This window comes from Pseudomonas sp. BGA-UO-ETr-WB11 (assembly GCF_059567785.1).
Window position 1 is genome coordinate 297,955 of sequence record NZ_JCAQOS010000003.1, and the last position, 17,115, is coordinate 315,069.

General features: G+C 62.1%; 18 protein-coding genes. 3 read left to right on the top strand and 15 right to left on the bottom strand.

Translation table 11 applies throughout. The features are described 5' to 3' along the window. Positions 1 to 8 precede the first annotated feature (8 nt). Complete coding sequence (gene dnaG, locus AC56DI_RS02860) at positions 9 to 2,006, bottom strand: DNA primase (protein WP_496344853.1); 1,998 nt, start codon at positions 2,004 to 2,006, stop codon at positions 9 to 11. Positions 2,007 to 2,167: 161 nt separating this feature from the next. Then, positions 2,168 to 2,383 (bottom strand): 30S ribosomal protein S21, encoded by a 216-nt coding sequence (gene rpsU / locus AC56DI_RS02865; protein ID WP_324520602.1) that lies wholly within the window; start codon positions 2,381 to 2,383, stop codon positions 2,168 to 2,170. Positions 2,384 to 2,585: 202 nt separating this feature from the next. On the opposite strand from rpsU, the gene tsaD reads away from it, so the two are divergent. Further along, complete coding sequence (gene tsaD / locus AC56DI_RS02870; protein ID WP_496344854.1) at positions 2,586 to 3,611, top strand: tRNA (adenosine(37)-N6)-threonylcarbamoyltransferase complex transferase subunit TsaD; 1,026 nt, start codon at positions 2,586 to 2,588, stop codon at positions 3,609 to 3,611. 20 nt (positions 3,612 to 3,631) lie between these two features. Here the strand turns inward: tsaD and plsY are convergent, their stop codons facing one another. Further along, positions 3,632 to 4,201 (bottom strand): glycerol-3-phosphate 1-O-acyltransferase PlsY, encoded by a 570-nt coding sequence (gene plsY, locus AC56DI_RS02875; RefSeq protein WP_496344855.1) that lies wholly within the window; start codon positions 4,199 to 4,201, stop codon positions 3,632 to 3,634. Positions 4,202 to 4,274: 73 nt separating this feature from the next. Here plsY and folB point away from each other — a divergent pair, with 73 nt between their 5' ends. Together folB and folK are read left to right on the top strand one after the other, a co-directional pair. Then, positions 4,275 to 4,628, top strand: coding sequence for a dihydroneopterin aldolase (gene folB, locus AC56DI_RS02880; protein ID WP_496344856.1), 354 nt, complete (start codon positions 4,275 to 4,277; stop codon positions 4,626 to 4,628). Then, a complete protein-coding gene (gene folK / locus AC56DI_RS02885) occupies positions 4,619 to 5,158 on the top strand; it encodes a 2-amino-4-hydroxy-6-hydroxymethyldihydropteridine diphosphokinase (RefSeq protein ID WP_496344857.1) in 540 nt (179 codons plus the stop codon). Before folB ends, folK begins: the two co-directional genes overlap by 10 nt. On the opposite strand, the gene yfiB is transcribed toward folK, so the two are convergent. From yfiB to rsmA, 12 genes are all read right to left on the bottom strand, one after another. Next, on the bottom strand, positions 5,159 to 5,623 hold the full coding sequence (gene yfiB, locus AC56DI_RS02890) for an outer membrane lipoprotein YfiB (RefSeq protein ID WP_496344905.1): 465 nt from the start codon (positions 5,621 to 5,623) through the stop codon (positions 5,159 to 5,161). 35 nt (positions 5,624 to 5,658) lie between these two features. Continuing rightward, positions 5,659 to 6,918 carry a diguanylate cyclase DgcN/YfiN gene (gene dgcN / locus AC56DI_RS02895; RefSeq protein ID WP_496344858.1) on the bottom strand — a complete coding sequence of 420 codons (1,260 nt, stop codon included), beginning with the start codon at positions 6,916 to 6,918 and terminating at the stop codon, positions 5,659 to 5,661. Further along, positions 6,915 to 7,454 carry a regulatory sequestration protein YfiR gene (gene yfiR / locus AC56DI_RS02900; RefSeq protein WP_496344859.1) on the bottom strand — a complete coding sequence of 180 codons (540 nt, stop codon included), beginning with the start codon at positions 7,452 to 7,454 and terminating at the stop codon, positions 6,915 to 6,917. Before yfiR ends, dgcN begins: the two co-directional genes overlap by 4 nt. A 201-nt stretch (positions 7,455 to 7,655) precedes the next feature. Next, a complete protein-coding gene (locus tag AC56DI_RS02905) occupies positions 7,656 to 8,888 on the bottom strand; it encodes a multifunctional CCA addition/repair protein (RefSeq protein ID WP_496344860.1) in 1,233 nt (410 codons plus the stop codon). A 53-nt stretch (positions 8,889 to 8,941) separates the two neighbouring features. Continuing rightward, the gene (locus tag AC56DI_RS02910) at positions 8,942 to 9,448 is read right to left on the bottom strand and encodes a DUF4136 domain-containing protein (RefSeq protein ID WP_496344861.1); all 507 of its coding nucleotides are present in this window, start codon (positions 9,446 to 9,448) and stop codon (positions 8,942 to 8,944) included. 61 nt (positions 9,449 to 9,509) lie between these two features. Next, the gene (locus tag AC56DI_RS02915) at positions 9,510 to 11,078 is read right to left on the bottom strand and encodes a SpoVR family protein (protein WP_496344862.1); all 1,569 of its coding nucleotides are present in this window, start codon (positions 11,076 to 11,078) and stop codon (positions 9,510 to 9,512) included. Next, positions 11,075 to 12,346: a YeaH/YhbH family protein gene (locus AC56DI_RS02920; protein ID WP_496344863.1), complete on the bottom strand. Its 1,272-nt coding sequence runs from the start codon at positions 12,344 to 12,346 to the stop codon at positions 11,075 to 11,077. Before AC56DI_RS02920 ends, AC56DI_RS02915 begins: the two co-directional genes overlap by 4 nt. Positions 12,347 to 12,430: 84 nt before the next feature. Beyond that, the gene (locus AC56DI_RS02925) at positions 12,431 to 14,353 is read right to left on the bottom strand and encodes a PrkA family serine protein kinase (protein WP_496344864.1); all 1,923 of its coding nucleotides are present in this window, start codon (positions 14,351 to 14,353) and stop codon (positions 12,431 to 12,433) included. A gap of 251 nt (positions 14,354 to 14,604) precedes the next feature. Continuing rightward, on the bottom strand, positions 14,605 to 14,934 hold the full coding sequence (gene glpE, locus AC56DI_RS02930; protein ID WP_496344865.1) for a thiosulfate sulfurtransferase GlpE: 330 nt from the start codon (positions 14,932 to 14,934) through the stop codon (positions 14,605 to 14,607). Beyond that, positions 14,931 to 15,806, bottom strand: coding sequence for a symmetrical bis(5'-nucleosyl)-tetraphosphatase (locus AC56DI_RS02935; protein ID WP_496344866.1), 876 nt, complete (start codon positions 15,804 to 15,806; stop codon positions 14,931 to 14,933). Before AC56DI_RS02935 ends, glpE begins: the two co-directional genes overlap by 4 nt. 1 nt (position 15,807) lies before the next feature. Then, positions 15,808 to 16,188 (bottom strand): Co2+/Mg2+ efflux facilitator ApaG/CorD, encoded by a 381-nt coding sequence (gene apaG / locus AC56DI_RS02940; RefSeq protein ID WP_324520585.1) that lies wholly within the window; start codon positions 16,186 to 16,188, stop codon positions 15,808 to 15,810. A gap of 95 nt (positions 16,189 to 16,283) precedes the next feature. Then, positions 16,284 to 17,102: a 16S rRNA (adenine(1518)-N(6)/adenine(1519)-N(6))-dimethyltransferase RsmA gene (gene rsmA / locus AC56DI_RS02945; protein ID WP_496344867.1), complete on the bottom strand. Its 819-nt coding sequence runs from the start codon at positions 17,100 to 17,102 to the stop codon at positions 16,284 to 16,286. Positions 17,103 to 17,115: the final 13 nt, after the last annotated feature.

Genomic DNA, 17,115 nt, shown 5'->3' on the forward strand with positions numbered 1-17,115 from the left:
AAAGCCCCTTATGCGCCAGTTGGGGGCGAGGTAATTGCGGCGGTGTTGCGGCTGAGCAGGTTACGTAGCTGATCTTTTTCTTCGGGGCTCAGTTCACTTTGACGGGCTTTGAGCAGCAAATGTTCCAAGCTGCGCTCGCGTTGGCGCGCTGCAAGTCTAGTTATAGTGTCGAAAAACTGTTGTTCAAGGCTGTCGGCTGAAATCAGCCATTCCTTCTCGGCCAGGGCCTGCAGCAGGCGGCCTTGCTCGGTTCCGTGCCAGCGCGCAATTAGTTGCAGGCTGCGCAGCTTGGGGTTTTTCTGTAGGGCGCCGAGCAGCGCGACCAGCAGTTGGGCGTAGGTGTCGTCTTCGGCGGCGAAGTGGCTGGCGTCCTCAACTTTATGCGCCAGTGCTGGGTGATGCAGCAGTGTGCGCAGGGCGGTGAGGGTGGGCGATTCGACGCTGACTGGCTTGCGCGGTGCGCGCGGTTGATCGTCGCGGCCGCCCTTTTTCCAGTTTTTGTCTTTGTAGCCGCTCTTGCCGTCGCCTTTTTTCCAGGTTTTTTGTGACTCGAAGTCGGCGGCAGGCGGTTCGATGTAGTGGGCGTAGTCGGCAATATCGCCATAATCCGGCGGGCTGTCGTGCTGGCCTGTGCTGATGTTGCTGTAGTCCGGGTAGTCGGGCGCGGCACTGGATTGGCTGGCGGGTGTGCTGCGGCTTGCCGGGGGTGCGCTGTTGTCGTTGCTGAGGCCGGTAATTTCGCTCAGGCGTTGGCGCATCAATGTGCGCAGGTTGGCGCCGGGGATCTTGTCGATCAGCGGGGCGGCCAGGGTCATCAGGTGAGCCTTGCCTTCCAGCGAGCGCGGGTCGGCTTCCTGGGTCAGTTGCTGGAAGAAGTAATCGGCCAGTGGCTGAGCTTGCTGGGTGATGCGGGCGCGAAAGGCGTCTGTGCCTTCGGCGCGAACCAAGGTGTCGGGGTCTTCGCCTTCGGGCAGAAACAGAAAGCGTGCGCGGCGACCGTCCTGCAGGCTGGGCAGGGTCGCTTCGAGTGCGCGCCAGGCGGCTTTGCGGCCGGCTGAGTCGCCGTCAAAACAGAACAGCACGCTGGGCACGATGCGAAACAGGCGCTTGAGGTGTTCTTCGCTGGTGGCGGTGCCGAGCGTGGCGACGGCGTTGCGCAGGCCTTGCTGGGCCAGGGCGATAACGTCCATGTAGCCCTCAACCACCATGATCTCGTCGAGATGGCGATTGCTCTGGCGCGCCTCATACAGGCCGTAGAGTTCCTGGCCTTTATGGAAGACCGGGGTTTCCGGCGAGTTCAAATACTTGGGTTTGTCGTCGCCCAGTACCCGGCCGCCGAAGGCGATGATGCGTCCGCGGCTGTCGCGAATGGGGAAAATCACCCGGTCGCGAAAGCGGTCGTAGCGTTTGACCTTCTCGGGGTTCTCGGCGTTTTCCACCAGCAGGCCGGCGTCGATCAGGTGCTTCTGCGCCAGGTTGTCGCCACCCAGATGTTTGTAGAGGTTGTCCCAGCCTGGCGGGGCGAAGCCGAGGCCGAAGTCGCGGGCAATTTCGCCGGACAGGCCGCGGCCTTTCAGGTAGTCGACGGCCGCTTTGCGGGTCGGGTGGCTTTTCAGGGCCTGGCGGTAAAACTCGGCGGCGGCTGTTAATAGCGGATACAGCGGTGAGTCAGTGGGCTGGCGCGGTGTGTGCGGGCGGCCGCTTTCTTCGCGCGGCACTTCCATGCCGGCCTGCTTGGCCAGGTCTTCCACGGCCTGGACGAAGTCCAGATGGTCGTGGTCCATGATAAAGCCGAGGGCGTTGCCGCCGGCGCCACAGCCAAAGCAGTAGTAGAACTGTTTATCGGGGCTGACGCTGAAGGAGGGAGTTTTCTCCTTGTGGAACGGGCAGCAGGCGCTGTAATTCTTGCCGGCTTTTTTCAGTTGCACGCGCGAACTCACCACGTCGACGATGTCGGTGCGGTTGAGGAGGTCGTCGATAAACGATTGTGGAATCAGGCCGGCCATAAGGGGTCAGGATACTGCTCGAAGGCGGTGACTGGGCAGGCGGATAAAACAAAAAAACTCCGGCCATTCGCGAATCTGCGAAGCGGAGTGGTGCTCAATAAAACGCAATGCCCGACCGAGGTCGGGCATTGTGCTGAAGCGCTAGCTGTGCGACGTGTAACTTAGTACATGCGCACGTGACGGCGCTGTTCGCGCTGCACTTTCTTCGCGTGACGCTTAACAGCGGCTGCTGCCTTGCGCTTACGCTCAGAGGTGGGCTTTTCGTAGAATTCGCGGCTGCGCACTTCAGCCAGTACACCGGCCTTTTCGCAGGAGCGCTTGAAGCGACGCAGAGCTACGTCGAAGGGTTCGTTCTCTTTAACTTTGACGGCTGGCATCCAGGGCTTACCTTCACAATGTACCGATGGTGAACGCACTCCTGGCAAATGGCACGGGAGAACGTCGGTTTTTAAGGGTTGCGGATGTTAACCCCTTGGCGCGAGGAATGCAAAGCCTCTGATCGAAAACCGCTGGTCGGTGCCCGGGGTGGGCATTATCATGCGCGCCTTCGATTTTGCCCACCCTTAAAGGCGCAAACCCATGCTAGTGCTGGGATTAGAGACTTCCTGCGACGAAACCGGCGTCGCGTTATACGACAGTGAGCGCGGTCTGTTGGCCGATGCGCTGTTCAGTCAAATTGATTTGCACCGTGCCTACGGCGGCGTGGTGCCGGAGTTGGCCTCGCGCGATCACGTCAAGCGCATGCTGCCGCTGATCCGCCAGGTGCTGGAGGAGGCGGGGTGTACGGCTCAGGATATTGACGCCATTGCCTATACCGCGGGCCCCGGCCTGGTCGGTGCCTTGCTGGTGGGCGCTTCGTGCGCCCAGGCGCTGGCGTTTGCCTGGGAGATTCCGGCGCTGGGCGTGCACCACATGGAAGGTCATTTGCTGGCGCCAATGCTGGAAGAGCAGCCGCCGCAGTTTCCGTTCGTCGCTTTGTTGGTGTCGGGTGGCCATACCCAGTTGGTACGCGTGGATGGCATCGGCCGTTATGCGTTGCTCGGCGAGTCGCTGGACGATGCCGCTGGCGAGGCCTTCGACAAGACCGCCAAGATGCTCGGGCTGGTCTATCCGGGCGGCCCAGAGATTGCGCGCCTGGCTGAACGTGGCGTGCCTGGGCGGTTTGTTTTCCCCCGGCCGATGACCGATCGGCCGGGGCTGGACTTCAGTTTCAGCGGCTTGAAGACTTTTGCCCTGAATACCTGGCAGCAACAGCGCACCGGTGGCGAGGCTGACGAGCAGGTTCGTTGTGATATCGCCCTGGCGTTTCAGCAGGCGGTGGTTGAAACCCTGACCATCAAATGCAAGCGCGCGCTGAAGCACACGCATTTGAAGAGTCTGGTTATCGCCGGTGGCGTGAGTGCCAATCAGGCATTGCGCAGCGGCCTGGAGAAGATGCTCAAGGAGCTCGGTGGTCAGGTCTTCTACGCGCGGCCACGGTTCTGTACCGATAACGGTGCGATGATCGCGTATGCGGGCTGTCAGCGCCTGCTGGCGGGGCAGCAGGACGGCCCGGCGATTGGTGTGCAGGCTCGTTGGCCAATGGAGCAATTGTTGCCGCTATGAGGCAGCTGCAGGTTGATCGCTCAAAAATGCCGTTCGCGCCCGGCGAACAGGTCGCGTAAATTGCCGCGGTGGCGCCAGACAATCAGGCCGCACAGCGCGCTCATGGGCAGCAGGGCGCCGGGTTGTTGCCAGGCCAGCAAGGGCAGTGTCAGCGGTGTGGCAATCAGCGCAGCGAGGGAACTGATGCGGGTCAGCTGAAAGCTCAGCAGCCAGGCGCCTACCGCCAGTAAAGCCGCGGGCGGATAGAGGCCCAGGAGCATGCCGGCGGCAGTGGCCACGCCCTTGCCGCCACGGAAGCGAAAAAACACCGGGTAGAGGTGACCAACGACTGCCGCCAGACCAATCCAGGCTTGTTGCTGGATGCTGAAGTGCCAAGCCGCCGCCACCAGTACTGGCAGCAGGCCTTTGCTCAAGTCACCGAGCAGGGTGAGGATGGCCAGTTTCTTTCCTGCCAGGCGTAACATGTTGCTGGCGCCGGGGTTGCCTGAACCGCCATCACGGGGGTCGGGGCCGCCCGCCAGGCGACTGAGCAGGATGGCAAACGACAAGGAGCCGAGCAGGTAGGCGAGGAACGCCAAGAGCCAAAACATGGTTTCCATTCCGGGGCGGGTAAGCCCCGATTCTAACGGCGCATGGCGCCCTTGTCGTGCCGGAGCAGCGTACGTGGACAGAGTGTTTATCGAAGGGCTGGAGGTCGATACGGTGATCGGCGCCTATGACTGGGAGCGCGAGATTCGCCAGTGCCTGCGCCTGGACTTGAGCTTCGCCTGGGACAACCGCAAGCCGGCGGCCAATGATGACCTGAGCCTGGCGTTGGATTACGCCACGGTCTCGACGCGCATTCAGGCCTTTGCCCAGGACGCGCAATTTATCCTGGTGGAAACCTTCGCCGAGCGCCTGGCGGCGCTGCTGATGGACGAATTTCACATTCCCTGGCTGCGCCTCAAGCTGACCAAGCCCGGCGCCGTGCCGGCTGCCAGTGGTGTCGGCGTGGAGATCGAGCGCGGATGCCTGTGACGCGGATATTTCTTGGCCTCGGCAGCAATATCGAGCGCGAACGGCACCTGCGCGCCGGGCTCGATGCCTTGGCCGGCTTTGTCGGTTCCCTGCAGTGCTCACCGGTGTTCGAGAGCGAGCCGGTGGGTATCAGCAGTGGCCCATTCTTCAATCTGGTGGTGTCGGGCGAGACCGATTTGACACTGGCGGAGTTGGACCAGCGACTGAAGCTGATCGAGGCCGACAATGGCCGCTACGCCCCCGGCCGCAAGGGACTGCCGCTGGATATCGATGTGCTGCTGTATGGCGAGCAGGTGGGCGATTTTGATGGCCTGGTGCTGCCACGGGCTGAAATCCTCAAAAATGCCTTTGTGCTTTGGCCGCTGGCTTTGCACGCGCCGCATACCGTGCATCCCGGCGTGCAGCGTTGCTTTGCCGACCTCTGGCAGACAGCGCAGATTGAGCAGCAGCTGTGGCCGGTGGCGTTCAGCTGGCGTGAGCAGCCGCTAACGCCCGCGGCCTTGTGCGCCGAGTATCCGGCCAAGCCCTGATCAGGGGGTGCTGACGATAATCGCCACGCGACGGTTTTCGCTGCGCCCTTCGGCGGTGGCGTTGTCGGCAATTGGCTTGCTTTGGCCCATGCCGTGGGTCGCAATCAGCTGCGCATCCATGCCTGCACTTTGCATCACGGTTGCCACCGTCTGCGCGCGGCGCAGTGACAGCTGCTGGTTATACGCCGCCTGGCCGACATTGTCGGTGTGGCCCTCCAGACGCACCTGCTGAATACCGACACCCAGCAGGGCGCGGGTGATTTGCGTCAGTTGGGCGTTGCTGGCGCTGGAGACGACTTCGGAGTTGGTGTCGAACAGCACTTTTCCGGAGAGGCCCAGCTCCCAGCCATCTTCGGTCCACTGGAAACCATTGCTCTTGAGCACTGCCACCTGTTCGGCGCTGAGGCCCTTGGGGGCGCTCTGGCAGCCGCTGAGGAGTGCTGCGCCGAGCACGCTGATCAACATCAATCGAATTAAACTGCGCACGATGAAGTTCCTTTTCAGTTGGTAATTGAGTTCTGGCTTTTGGCCATGGTTCGTCCGCCCTGGTTGCGCTTGGCTTGATACATGGCGACATCCGCTTTGTGCACGAGCGCTTCAGGATTGTCGGCATGCTTCGGGTACAGGGCGATGCCGATACTGAGTGAGTTGGTGATGCTGCCGCCTTCGGGAAGGGCGATGGGCGCGCGCATGCTGTCGATGATCTTGTCGGCGATCAGTGCCGCGTCATTTTCATGGTGGATGGGCTCGAGCAGCACCGCAAACTCGTCGCCACCCAGGCGCGCGACGGTGTCACCTTCACGCAGCTGGGCGCGCAGGCGCTGGGCGATGGCGATCAGCACAGCGTCGCCAGCGGCATGGCCGAGCTGATCGTTGATCTCCTTGAAGCGGTTGCTGTCGAGAAACATCACCGCCATCTGGGTGTTGCTGTCGCGGGCTTGGCGCATGCTGCCGAGCAGGCGCGATTCGAAAAAGGCGCGGTTGGGCAGCCCGGTCAGTGCATCGTGGCTGGCTTGGTGCGCCAGCGAGGCATTCTCGCGCTCCAGTTGGTGCTGCCAGGCCTCAAGTTGATCGAGCAGGGCGTTGAAGTTCTCGGCCAGCTCGTTGAGGTCGGCGATCGGGGTGGCCGGCACGCGCTCGTTGAAGGTGCGCTGCGTAGAAATACTGTGCGCCACGTGCGACAGGTTGCGCAGTGGTTCGGTAATCGCCCGTTGTATGCGTTTGGAGCCATAGATCGCGCCCAATGCACTGAGCGCCAGGCTGGCCAGCAGACCGAACAGGCCGCCGAGCAGGAAACGCAGCAGGGTGGTGCCTTGGCCGCTGAGGTGCAGTGCGCCTATCTGTTGGCCCTGGTAGGTGATGGGCTGGATCACCACGTCCGGCAGCAGCAGGTGGGCGATGGCTTGCTCGGCGCTGTTCAGTACCGTGCTGTTGGGGGCGTCCAGGCGGGCGAGCAGCGCGCCATTTTTATCGAAAACGGCCAACTGGGCGATTTCTTCGCTCTTGCAGACCTGTTCCAGGGTTTCACGCACGGCGGTGCGGTCATTGAACACCACGGCAGCTTCCAGGGTGTACGCCAGGGAGCGGGCAATTAGTTGCAGGTTATGGCCGGCGTAGGTGCTGAGTGCCAGCAGGCTGACCAGGGTCAGCGACAGGCTGGTCAGCCCCATGGCCAGCAGGGCGACGCGCAGGTGCGCGCTCTGCAGCAGGCGGCGCAGGCTGAGGCGCTGTTGAATGACTTTGGGCTTTCTGCGGTTCATGGCTGTGGGCCTGCACGCTTGCCCAGCTGCAGCACGTTGGGGTGAATGCGGATGCCGCTGCGGGCGACAGCGTCTAGGTTGACCTTGAACGCCACATGCTCATCGCTGATGCCGAGGCAGAACAGACTGCCTTCGCTGCAGGCCTGGCTGGCTTCACTGATGGTCAGGATCGGTTTGCCGACCAGGCGGCTGAATAGCTCGATGCGCTGGCTTTCTTCGATTACGCCGAGGTAGACAGCTTCACAGTCGGTTTCCAGCAGCGGACTGTCGATTAGCAGGCGTTTGGCTTGTACCGGCAGGCGGGATTCCAGCTCGTGATTTTGCCACAGCAAGTCGGCGTACTCGGTTGGCGCGATCACACACAGGCGCAGGCTTTGCGGCTGCTGCGGCCAACGGGCATAGCTGAGAATACCGTGCACCACGTGGGCGACCTGAGTGGCGCGCAGTGTGGCGCTCTCCGGGGTGGATTCGGCCTGGGTCAGCGCCGACCAGAGTGTCAGCAGGACGGTGCAGAGAACGTTTCGATTGGCGCGCATAAACACTGAACGATTGAGATACAAGGTGAGGTCTCCGGCGTGGCCTGTTCGGCGCTGATGCACGCGCGTTGGCGCGTGGCAAGGCAGGCTCTTGTTAAGTAAAGCTCATGCGCTCAGTTTTTGGCGTCAAAAAACATGCTTGTATTGGCTGGAGGCCTAGTGCTGCAAGGCCTGCAGCCTATCAGTGTGCGGCGGGCGGCGCTACGGTCGTGCGGTGTTCTGCCGAAATTGCTGCAGCGCCTGCAGGCGTGCTTCCTGCAATGCGGCGCCCAGTGCGGCACCCTGCAGGCCGCGTTCAAGCAGCGGTTGTACGGCCACCGCACGGGCTGCGTGCATGGCGGCGCGCAGGTAGTCGGCTTGCGGGTAGGCGCGCTGCTCGAAGCCCAGGCGGCCGCGGGCATCCATCTCGCAGGCGGCGATAAATTCTTCAAAACGCTGCGGACGGCGGAACACATCGAAACCTTGCAGCAGCTTGAGCAGGGTGGCGGCCTTGAGCTCCAGCGCGCGATGGCCGTGGGTGTGGAACTCGCCGACCTGCACGGCCAGCTCCTGGCAATCCTTGGGCGCCTTGTAGCGTTGATTGATTGCGCGGATCAGCTTCAGCCCCGTGCGCTCGTGGGCGATATGCCGGGGCCACTCGGCCTCTGGCGTTAGGCCCTTGCCGACATCGTGCAGCAGGCAGGCCCAGCGCACCGTCAGTGGCTGCTGGTGTTCGGCGCATTGGCGCAGCACGCTGAGCACGTGCTCGCCGGTGTCGATTTCCGGGTGATGGGCGGCGGGCTGCGGGACACCGAACAGCGCGTCAACTTCCGGCAGCAGCTCTTGTAGGGCGCCACACGCGTGCAGTACGCGGATGAACACGTCTGGGCGCGGCTCCATCAGGGCGCGGGAGATTTCCTTCCAGCTGCGTTCGGCGGTCAGTGCCTGCAATTCACCGGATTCGCTGAGTTGGCGCATCAACGCCAGGGTTTCATCGGCCACGTGAAAGCCCAGGGGTGCGTAGCGCGCGGCAAAACGGGCGACGCGCAGCACCCGCAGCGGGTCTTCGGCGAAGGCCGGGGATACATGGCGCAGCAGGCGGGCTTCGAGGTCGCGCTGGCCGCCGTAGGGGTCGTACAACTGGCCCTGGGCGTCTTCGGCCATGGCGTTGATAGTCAGGTCGCGGCGAATCAGGTCGTCTTCGACGCTGACGTCCGGGCTGGCGAAGAAGGTGAAGCCACCGTAGCCCTGGCCGGATTTGCGCTCGGTGCGGGCGAGGGCGTATTCCTCGCCCGTTTGCGGGTGGAGAAACACCGGGAAGTCGTCGCCGACCGGGCGAAAGCCCTGGGCCAGCATCTGTTCAACCGTAGCGCCTACCACCAGCCAGTCGATGTCGGTGACCGGTTGACCGAGCAAGCGGTCGCGCACGGCGCCGCCGACCTTGTAAATCTGCATGGGAACTCCTTCGTCAGGCCTACAGCATACCGTCTGAACCGGGAGTATGGCGCTTAGCGGGCCATGGGCACTTGTTGCAGCAGGGCGTTGCTGGCCTTGTGCAGTTGCTCGTCGCTGTCCCAGGCGGGGCTGAGGCCGGTGTCGACCTGGCCTTCCCAGAGCACGTGGTCCTGCAGGTCGGTAAGGCGCAGGTGCAGGGTGGCACGCTCTTCCTTGAGGCGGTGCACGCTCTGGTAAGGGCCAAGGAGGCCAGGCGGTGGTAGATCGGTGCTGAGTTCAACGGGTTCGCTGCGCAGCCCCAGCCAGTAGTAAGCGCGCAGTTGCGCTGGCGAGCCTTCACGGTAACCGCGCAGGCTCAGGCCGTCGCGCAGCAGGCTGGTGAGCAGGGTCGCGCGTTCGGCGGGGGCTTGGCTGTCGTTGCTGGCGCTTACGGCGATCAGCTGCACACTGCTGAGGTCGCGCAGGCCGGGTTGGGCAGGGGTTGTCACCTGCGGCAACAGCAGGTGGCTGGAGCAGGTGGCTAAGGCCAGGCACACCAGCAAAACGGGGAATATGCGCATTAGCCGAGGGCTCCGGGGAAATGCCAGCATGCTCACCACGGTCAGCGCCTCGGTCAACCAATCAAATGGGTGGCATGGCCAGGTCCAGGCGTGGCAGCTCGCTGTCATTCTTGGGTGGGACGTGCAGGGTGCTTATCAGTTGCTCGCCTTGGCGGCTTTCCAGATGAATATCAAAGCCCCACAGGCGGTGCAGGTGCTTGAGCACCTCTTCGGTGGAGTCGCCCAGGGGTTTGCGCTCGTGTTGCTGGTGGCGCAGGGTCAGTGAGCGGTCGCCGCGGCGGTCGATGCTCCAGATCTGGATATTGGGCTCGCGGTTGCCCAGGTTGTATTGCGCGGCTAGCAGTTCACGGATGCTGCGGTAGCCGTTCTCATCGTGGATGGCAGGCACCAGCAGGTCTTCGCGGCGATCGTCGTCGAGGATGCTGAACAGCTTGAAGTCGCGGATCACCTTGGGCGACAGGTACTGCAGGATAAAACTCTCGTCCTTGAAGCTCTGCATGGCGAATTTCAAGGTGGCCAGCCAGTCGCTGCCGGCGATGTCGGGGAACCACAGGCGGTCTTCTTCGGTCGGCTCTTCACAGATCCGGCGGATATCGCGGTACATGGCAAAGCCCAGGGCATAGGGGTTGATGCCGCTGTAGTAGGGGCTGTCGAAGCCAGGTTGGGCGATCACACCAGTATGGTATTGGAGGAACTCCAGCATAAAGCCGTCGGTGACCAGGCCTTCGTCATACAGGTCGTTCATCAGGGTGTAGTGCCAGAAGGTGGCCCAGCCCTCGTTCATCACCTGAGTCTGGCGTTGCGGGTAAAAATACTGCGAGATCTTGCGCACGATGCGCACCACTTCGCGTTGCCAGGGCTCCAGCAGGGGCGCGTGTTTTTCCAGAAAATAAAGGATGTTCTCCTGTGGTTCGGCGGGGAAGCGTGCATTGTCCTTGTCAGCACCCTTGCTGGCGCCTTTCGGTATGGTGCGCCAGAGGTCGTTGATCTGCTTTTGCAGGTGCTCTTCGCGGTCCTGCTGGCGCTGGCGTTCTTCCTCGGCAGAAATCGGGTAAGGGCGTTTGTAGCGGTCGACGCCGTAGTTCATCAGAGCGTGGCAGGAGTCCAGCAGCTCCTCGACGGCATCGATGCCGTGGCGCTCTTCGCATTGCATGATGTACTGCTTGGCAAACACCAGGTAGTCGATGATCGAGCTGGCATCGGTCCAGGTGCGGAACAGGTAGTTGCCCTTGAAGAAGCTGTTGTGGCCGTAGCAGGCGTGGGCCACTACCAGGGCTTGCATGCAGATGGTGTTTTCTTCCATCAGGTAGGCGATGCACGGGTCGGAGTTGATCACGATCTCGTAGGCCAGGCCCATTTGGCCGCGGCTGTAGGACTTTTCCGTGCTGAGAAAATGCTTGCCGTAGGACCAGTGGTGATAGCCCAGCGGCATGCCGACGGAGGCGTAGGCGTCCATCATCTGCTCGGCGGTGATCACCTCGATCTGGTTCGGATAGGTGTCCAGGGCATAGCGTTTGGCCAGGCGAGCGATCTCGTGGTCGTAGCTACGAATCAGCTCGAAGGTCCATTCCGAACCCGTGGACAGCGGTTGTGCGGCCCGTTCACCGGGTGCTTTGCTGGGTGGGGTCATGTCGCCAGTCTCCGTTGAAAGAGTTCGCGAAATACCGGGTAAATGTCGCCGCTGGAGATCAGCTGTTGCTGGGCAAAACTATCGGCAAAGGCCGCGCCGACCTGTTCATATTCGAGCCACAGTGCTTGGTGCTCGCGGGGGGTGATCTCGACGTAGGTGAAGTACTGCATGAACGGCATGATCTGCTTGATCAGAATGTCGCGGCACACCGGTGAGTCGTCATTCCAGTTGTCGCCGTCGGACGCCTGGGCGGCGTAGATGTTCCATTCGTTGACCGCATAGCGCTCGGCCATGATCTCCTGCATCAGTTTCAGGGCGCTGGAGACGATGGTGCCGCCGGTCTCGCGGGAATAGAAAAACTCCTCCTCGTCGACCTCTTTTGCGCTGGTGTGGTGGCGGATGAATACCACCTCGATCTTGTCGTAATTGCGCTTGAGGAACAGATAAAGAAGGATGAAGAAGCGCTTGGCCACATCCTTGGTAGCCTGGGTCATGGAGCCGGAAACGTCCATCAGGCAGAACATCACGGCTTTCGAACTGGGGTTGGGCTGTTTGGCCAGCAGGTTGTACTTGAGGTCGAAGGTGTCGAGAAAGGGCACGCGCTTGATGCGCGCGCGCAACTGGCTGATTTGCTCTTCTTGCAGGCGAATGTCGTCGAAGTTGTCCGGTTCGTCGCGCAGCAGGCGCTCCAGTTCGGCCATGCAGCTGCGCAGTTTGGCCCGGCTGCTGCCCGACAGGGCGATGCGTCGGGCGTGGGCTGAGCGTAGGGTGCGGACGATATTGATCCGCGAGGGATTGCCGTCATTGCTGATGCCGGCGCGTACGGTCTTGAAGGTTTCGCTGCCGGTCAGGTGGCGTTTTACTAGGTTGGGCAGCTCCAGGTCCTCGAACATGAAGTCGAGAAACTCTTCCTGGGTGATCTGGAATACGAACTCGTCGATGCCCTCGCCGGAGTTGCTGGCTTTACCTGCGCCTTTGCCGCCGCTTCCGTCGCTGGGGCGGGCGATTTGCTCGCCGCTGACGAACTCCTTGTTGCCGGGGTGGACCACCGTCTGCTTGCCGCCGCGGCCGTGGTGCAGCACCGGTTCGTCGGTATCACGGCCAGGAATGCTGATCTGCTCGCCGTGCTCCATGTCGGTGATCGAGCGGCGACTGACGGCCTCTTCCACGGCCTTCTTGATGTGCTCGCGGTAACGGCGCAGAAAGCGCTGCCGGTTCACCGTGCTCTTGTTCTTGCCGTTCAGGCGGCGGTCTATCACATAGCTCATGGCAACTCCTTTGAACCCGCGTGCAGGGCAGACGGATTCGCCAGGCGGCGGTCAAACAGCCTGGCGGCAACAACGACCGGTCGCTTACTGCGACTTGCGCACCCGCAGGTACCACTCGGACAGCAGGCGCACCTGTTTCTCGGTGTAGCCACGCTCGACCATGCGGGTGATGAAATCGTTGTGTTTTTGCTGGTCCTCCTTGCTGGCTTTGGCGTTGAAGCTGATAACGGGCAGCAGGTCTTCGGTGTTGGAGAACATTTTCTTCTCGATCACCACCCGCAGCTTCTCGTAGCTCAGCCAGGTTGGGTTCTTGCCATTGTTGTTGGCGCGGGCACGCAGGACGAAGTTGACGATTTCGTTGCGGAAATCTTTCGGGTTGCTGATGCCGGCGGGTTTTTCGATCTTCTCCAACTCCTCGTTGAGGGCCACGCGGTTGAGAATTTCGCCGGTTTCCGGGTCGCGGTATTCCTGATCCTGAATCCAGAAGTCGGCGTACAGCACATAGCGGTCGAAGATGTTTTGCCCGTATTCGCTGTAGGACTCCAGGTAGGCGGTCTGGATTTCCTTGCCGATAAACTCGATGTAGCGCGGCGCCAGGTATTCCTTCAGGTAGCGCAGGTAGCGTTCGCGCACCTCGGCAGGGAATTGCTCTTGCTCGATCTGCTGTTCCAGTACGTACAGCAGGTGCACCGGGTTGGCGGCGATCTCGTGGGGGTCGAAGTTGAACACCTTGGAGAGGATCTTGAAGGCGAAGCGGGTCGACAGGCCATTCATGCCCTCGTCGACGCCGGCGCTGTCGCGATACTCCTGCAGCGACTTGGCCTTGGGGTCGGTGTCCTTGAGGTTTTCGCCGTCATACACGCGCATCTTCGAGTAGACGTTGGAGTTTTCCGGCTCCTTGAGGCGGCTCAAGACCGAGAACTGGGCGAGCATCTTCAGGGTGTCCGGGGCGCAGTGGGCATTGGCCAGGGAGCTGTTGGTGAGCAGCTTCTCGTAGATCTTGATCTCGTCGCTGACGCGCAGGCAGTAGGGCACCTTGACGATGTAGATGCGGTCGATAAAGGCTTCGTTGTTCTTGTTGTTGCGGAAGCTGTGCCACTCGGACTCGTTGGAGTGCGCCAGCAGGATGCCCATAAACGGAATCGCGCCGAGGCCTTCGGTGCTGTTGTAGTTGCCTTCCTGAGTGGCCGTCAGCAGCGGATGCAGCACCTTGATCGGCGCCTTGAACATCTCGACGAATTCCATCAGCCCTTGGTTGGCGCGGCACAGGGCGCCGGAGTAGCTGTAGGCGTCGGCATCGTTCTGTGGGTATTCCTCCAGCTTGCGGATGTCGACCTTGCCGACCAGTGCGGAGATGTCCTGGTTGTTCTCATCGCCCGGTTCGGTCTTGGCCACGGCGATCTGGTTGAGGATCGATGGGTAGAGTTTGACCACGCGGAACTGGCTGATGTCGCCGCCGTACTCGGCCAGGCGCTTGGCCGCCCAGGGCGACATGATGGTGGACAGGTAGCGCTGCGGAATGCCGAAGTCTTCTTCGAGGATGGCGCCATCCTCGGCGGCATTGAACAGCCCTAGAGGTGACTCGAACACCGGCGAGCCCTTGATCGCATAGAAGGGCACTTTCTCCATCAGGTGCTTGAGTTTCTCCGCCAGCGACGACTTTCCGCCACCCACCGGGCCGAGCAGGTAGAGGATCTGTTTCTTCTCCTCCAGGCCTTGGGCCGCGTGGCGGAAATAGGCGACGATCTGGTCAATGCACTCTTCCATGCCATGGAAGTCGGCGAAGGCCGGGTAGCGGCGGATCACCTTGTTGGAGAAGATCCGCGACAGCCGCGAGTTGCTGGTGGTGTCCACCAGTTGCGGCTCGCCAATGGCCATCAGCAGGCGCTCGGCGGCGGTGGCGTAGGCGCTGCGATCCTGTTTGCACAGGTCGAGGTACTCCTGCAGGGAGTACTCCTCCTGGCGAGTGGCCTCGAAGCGGTTCTGGAAGTGGCTGAAAATAGTCATGACGTCACCTCGCGGGGCTCGGAGTCGCCATGGGACCAGTCGTGCAGTGGTTGCCACGCAGCTGACGTGAATCCCCCGGGACACCAAAAGATCTCATCAATGGCCATGAGCTGCGGGCAGCTCGTTCTGATCAAGCAGGGCCTATGGCAAAGAATAGTTCGGAATCGGCGAGGTCAAGGGCTGGCGCGCCGCCCGTCTGCCGATTTGTCGGTGCAGGGCGCGGCGGCGGCGGGCTGGGCGGGGGAAAATTTTTATTCGGCGGGGCTTTGACTAACCTCGGCGGGGTAGGTGCTGCGCCATAGCTCGATACCGCCGTCGAGGCTGTAGACCTCGGCAAAGCCTTGGCCGACCAGGTAAGCAGCGGCGCTTTGACTGGAGTTGCCGTGGTAGCAGACCACCACCAGTGGCTGGTCGAGATCGGCCTTGGCGATAAAGTCGTGCAGGGAGTGGTTGTCCAGGTGCTGGGAGCCGCTGATATGGCCCATGGCGAAGCTTTGTGGGTCACGGATATCGACCACTACGCCACCCTGGGCGCGCAGGGCCTGAGCCTGGGCTGGGGCGATGCGTTTGAAGTCAGTCATGGGCTTGCCTCGCTGCGGGGTTGTTCGTGGGTTGTGGTGGGTGCGGCAGGGCGCCGCTGTTCGTGGCACTGGCACAGGTGTTTGGCGCCGCTGTCGAGGTTCAACAGGGTCATGGCGCCGCCCCATACGCAGCCGCTGTCCAGGGCGAACAGGTTGGGTTGGGTGCAGCGCCCTTCGAGGGCTGCCCAGTGGCCAAAAATGATTTTATGGCTGCGGGTCTTGCGGTTGTTGTAGCTGAACCAGGGGGCGAAGCCGGCGGGGGCACTGTCGACGCCCTCCTTGCTCTTCAGGTCGAGGCTGCCATCGGCGCTGCAGAACCGCATGCGCGTCAGGTAATTGGTGATCACCCGCAGGCGGGCAATACCTTGCAGGTCCTTGTCCCAACGGTTCGGCTGATTGCCATACATGCCCTCGAGAAACAGCGGCAGGCGCGTGTCATCGCGCAAGGCGTCTTCCACCTCCGTCGCGCGCTTGAGGGCTTTGTTCAGGGTCCACTGTGGCGGAATGCCGGCATGCACCAGCAGGGTGTCGCGCTCGGCGTCGTAGTGCAGGAGTTTTTGCTGGCGCAGCCAGTTGAGCAGGTCGTCGCGATCGGGAGCATCGAGAATTTCCTGCAGCGTGTCGCCCTTTTTCAGGCGCTCGCGGTTGTGCGCCACGGCCAGCAGGTGCAAATCGTGATTGCCCAGCACGCAAGTCAGAGAGTCGCGCATGGCGTAGAGAAAGCGCAGGGTTTCCAGCGACTGCGGGCCACGGTTGACCAGGTCGCCAACCAGCCACAAACGATCCTTCGCGGGGTCGAAGGCCACCTCTTTGAGCAGGCATTGCAGTGGTTGCAGGCAGCCTTGCAGGTCGCCGACGGCGTAGACGGTCATGTCAGTGCAGCGCTCCCGGGACCACTAGGCGGAAGGGGGCGATGGGGGCGTCGAAAGTGGCTCCGTCATCGGTCTGCATCTGGTAGCTGCCTTGCATAAAGCCCACGCGGGTGGTCATCAAGGTGCCGCTGCTGTAGCTGTATTGCTCGCCGGGTTCGAGCCGCGGCTGCTGGCCGACCACGCCGGGGCCGCGGACTTCCTGCACATGGCCATCGCCGTCGGTAATCACCCAGTGGCGGCTCAGCAACTTGGCTGCCAGTTGGCCGCTGTTGTTGAGGGTGACCGTGTAGGCGAAGGCGTAGCGGTTCTGTTCCGGCTGTGATTGTTCCGGCAGAAAGCGCGAGGTGACGCTGACGTCGATTTGCTGTGCGGGTTTGGGCATGGGCAGGGCTCTGCTGAATAGGGTCGGAGCCGGATGGGCCTGGCGCTGGACCGCAGCCCGCCAGGCGGGTGCGGCCAAAAGCTGAGTCTAGGGCCTTAGTCGGCGCTTGTCTGCGGGCTCGGCTGCTGACTGAGCTGGTCGGCCAGGCGCACGAAGGCGGCCAGGTCGAGCTGTTCCGGGCGCAGGCTGCCATCAACACCGGCGGCTTCGATTTCAGCTGTGCTGAGCAGGGCCTTAAGGGTGTTACGCAGGGTTTTACGCCGTTGGTTAAAGGCTTCACGGACCACGCGTTCAAGCAGACGATGGTCCTTGGCTGGGTGCGGCAGCACGTCGTGGGGTGTTAGACGGACGATGGCGGAGTCGACTTTCGGCGGTGGATTGAAGGCGCCTGGGCCCACGTTGAACAGGTGTTCCACGCGGCAGTGGTACTGCACCATGATCGACAGGCGGCCCCAGTCACCGCCGCCAGGGGTGGCAGCCAGGCGCTCGACCACTTCCTTTTGCAGCATAAAGTGCATGTCGCGGATCACCCCGGCATTGGCCAGCAGGTGGAAGATCAGCGGGGTTGAGATGTTGTACGGCAGGTTGCCAACTACGCGCAGGCTGCGCGGTTCCGGGTTGAGGCTGTTGAAGTCGAACTTCAGGGCATCGCCCTGGTGCAGGTTGAAGGCCGGGTTGCTGCCGAACTTGGCACGCAGAATAGGCACCAGATCGTGGTCCAGCTCGATCACATCCAACTGTGCACCGCTGTTGAGCAGACCTTCGGTGAGCGCACCCTGACCTGGACCGATTTCCAGCAGGCGCTCGCCCGGACGGGCGTGGATGCCGCGCAGGATGCGGTGAATCACCCCAGCATCGTGCAGGAAGTTCTGGCCGAAGCGCTTGCGCGCGCGGTGTTGGTAATTCTCGGTCATGGACGCGGCTCCG

What these genes read in the sequence shown, in the direction of transcription:
- dnaG (WP_496344853.1), bottom strand. Translation starts at nt 2,006, where the DNA reads ATGGCCGGCCTGATTCCACAATCGTTTATCGACGACCTCCTCAACCGC.
- rpsU (WP_324520602.1), bottom strand. Translation starts at nt 2,383, where the DNA reads ATGCCAGCCGTCAAAGTTAAAGAGAACGAACCCTTCGACGTAGCTCTG.
- tsaD (WP_496344854.1), top strand. Translation starts at nt 2,586, where the DNA reads ATGCTAGTGCTGGGATTAGAGACTTCCTGCGACGAAACCGGCGTCGCG.
- plsY (WP_496344855.1), bottom strand. Translation starts at nt 4,201, where the DNA reads ATGTTTTGGCTCTTGGCGTTCCTCGCCTACCTGCTCGGCTCCTTGTCG.
- folK (WP_496344857.1), top strand. Translation starts at nt 4,619, where the DNA reads ATGCCTGTGACGCGGATATTTCTTGGCCTCGGCAGCAATATCGAGCGC.
- yfiB (WP_496344905.1), bottom strand. Translation starts at nt 5,623, where the DNA reads ATGTTGATCAGCGTGCTCGGCGCAGCACTCCTCAGCGGCTGCCAGAGC.
- dgcN (WP_496344858.1), bottom strand. Translation starts at nt 6,918, where the DNA reads ATGAACCGCAGAAAGCCCAAAGTCATTCAACAGCGCCTCAGCCTGCGC.
- yfiR (WP_496344859.1), bottom strand. Translation starts at nt 7,454, where the DNA reads ATGCGCGCCAATCGAAACGTTCTCTGCACCGTCCTGCTGACACTCTGG.
- AC56DI_RS02905 (WP_496344860.1), bottom strand. Translation starts at nt 8,888, where the DNA reads ATGCAGATTTACAAGGTCGGCGGCGCCGTGCGCGACCGCTTGCTCGGT.
- AC56DI_RS02910 (WP_496344861.1), bottom strand. Translation starts at nt 9,448, where the DNA reads ATGCGCATATTCCCCGTTTTGCTGGTGTGCCTGGCCTTAGCCACCTGC.
- AC56DI_RS02915 (WP_496344862.1), bottom strand. Translation starts at nt 11,078, where the DNA reads ATGACCCCACCCAGCAAAGCACCCGGTGAACGGGCCGCACAACCGCTG.
- AC56DI_RS02920 (WP_496344863.1), bottom strand. Translation starts at nt 12,346, where the DNA reads ATGAGCTATGTGATAGACCGCCGCCTGAACGGCAAGAACAAGAGCACG.
- AC56DI_RS02925 (WP_496344864.1), bottom strand. Translation starts at nt 14,353, where the DNA reads ATGACTATTTTCAGCCACTTCCAGAACCGCTTCGAGGCCACTCGCCAG.
- glpE (WP_496344865.1), bottom strand. Translation starts at nt 14,934, where the DNA reads ATGACTGACTTCAAACGCATCGCCCCAGCCCAGGCTCAGGCCCTGCGC.
- AC56DI_RS02935 (WP_496344866.1), bottom strand. Translation starts at nt 15,806, where the DNA reads ATGACCGTCTACGCCGTCGGCGACCTGCAAGGCTGCCTGCAACCACTG.
- apaG (WP_324520585.1), bottom strand. Translation starts at nt 16,188, where the DNA reads ATGCCCAAACCCGCACAGCAAATCGACGTCAGCGTCACCTCGCGCTTT.
- rsmA (WP_496344867.1), bottom strand. Translation starts at nt 17,102, where the DNA reads ATGACCGAGAATTACCAACACCGCGCGCGCAAGCGCTTCGGCCAGAAC.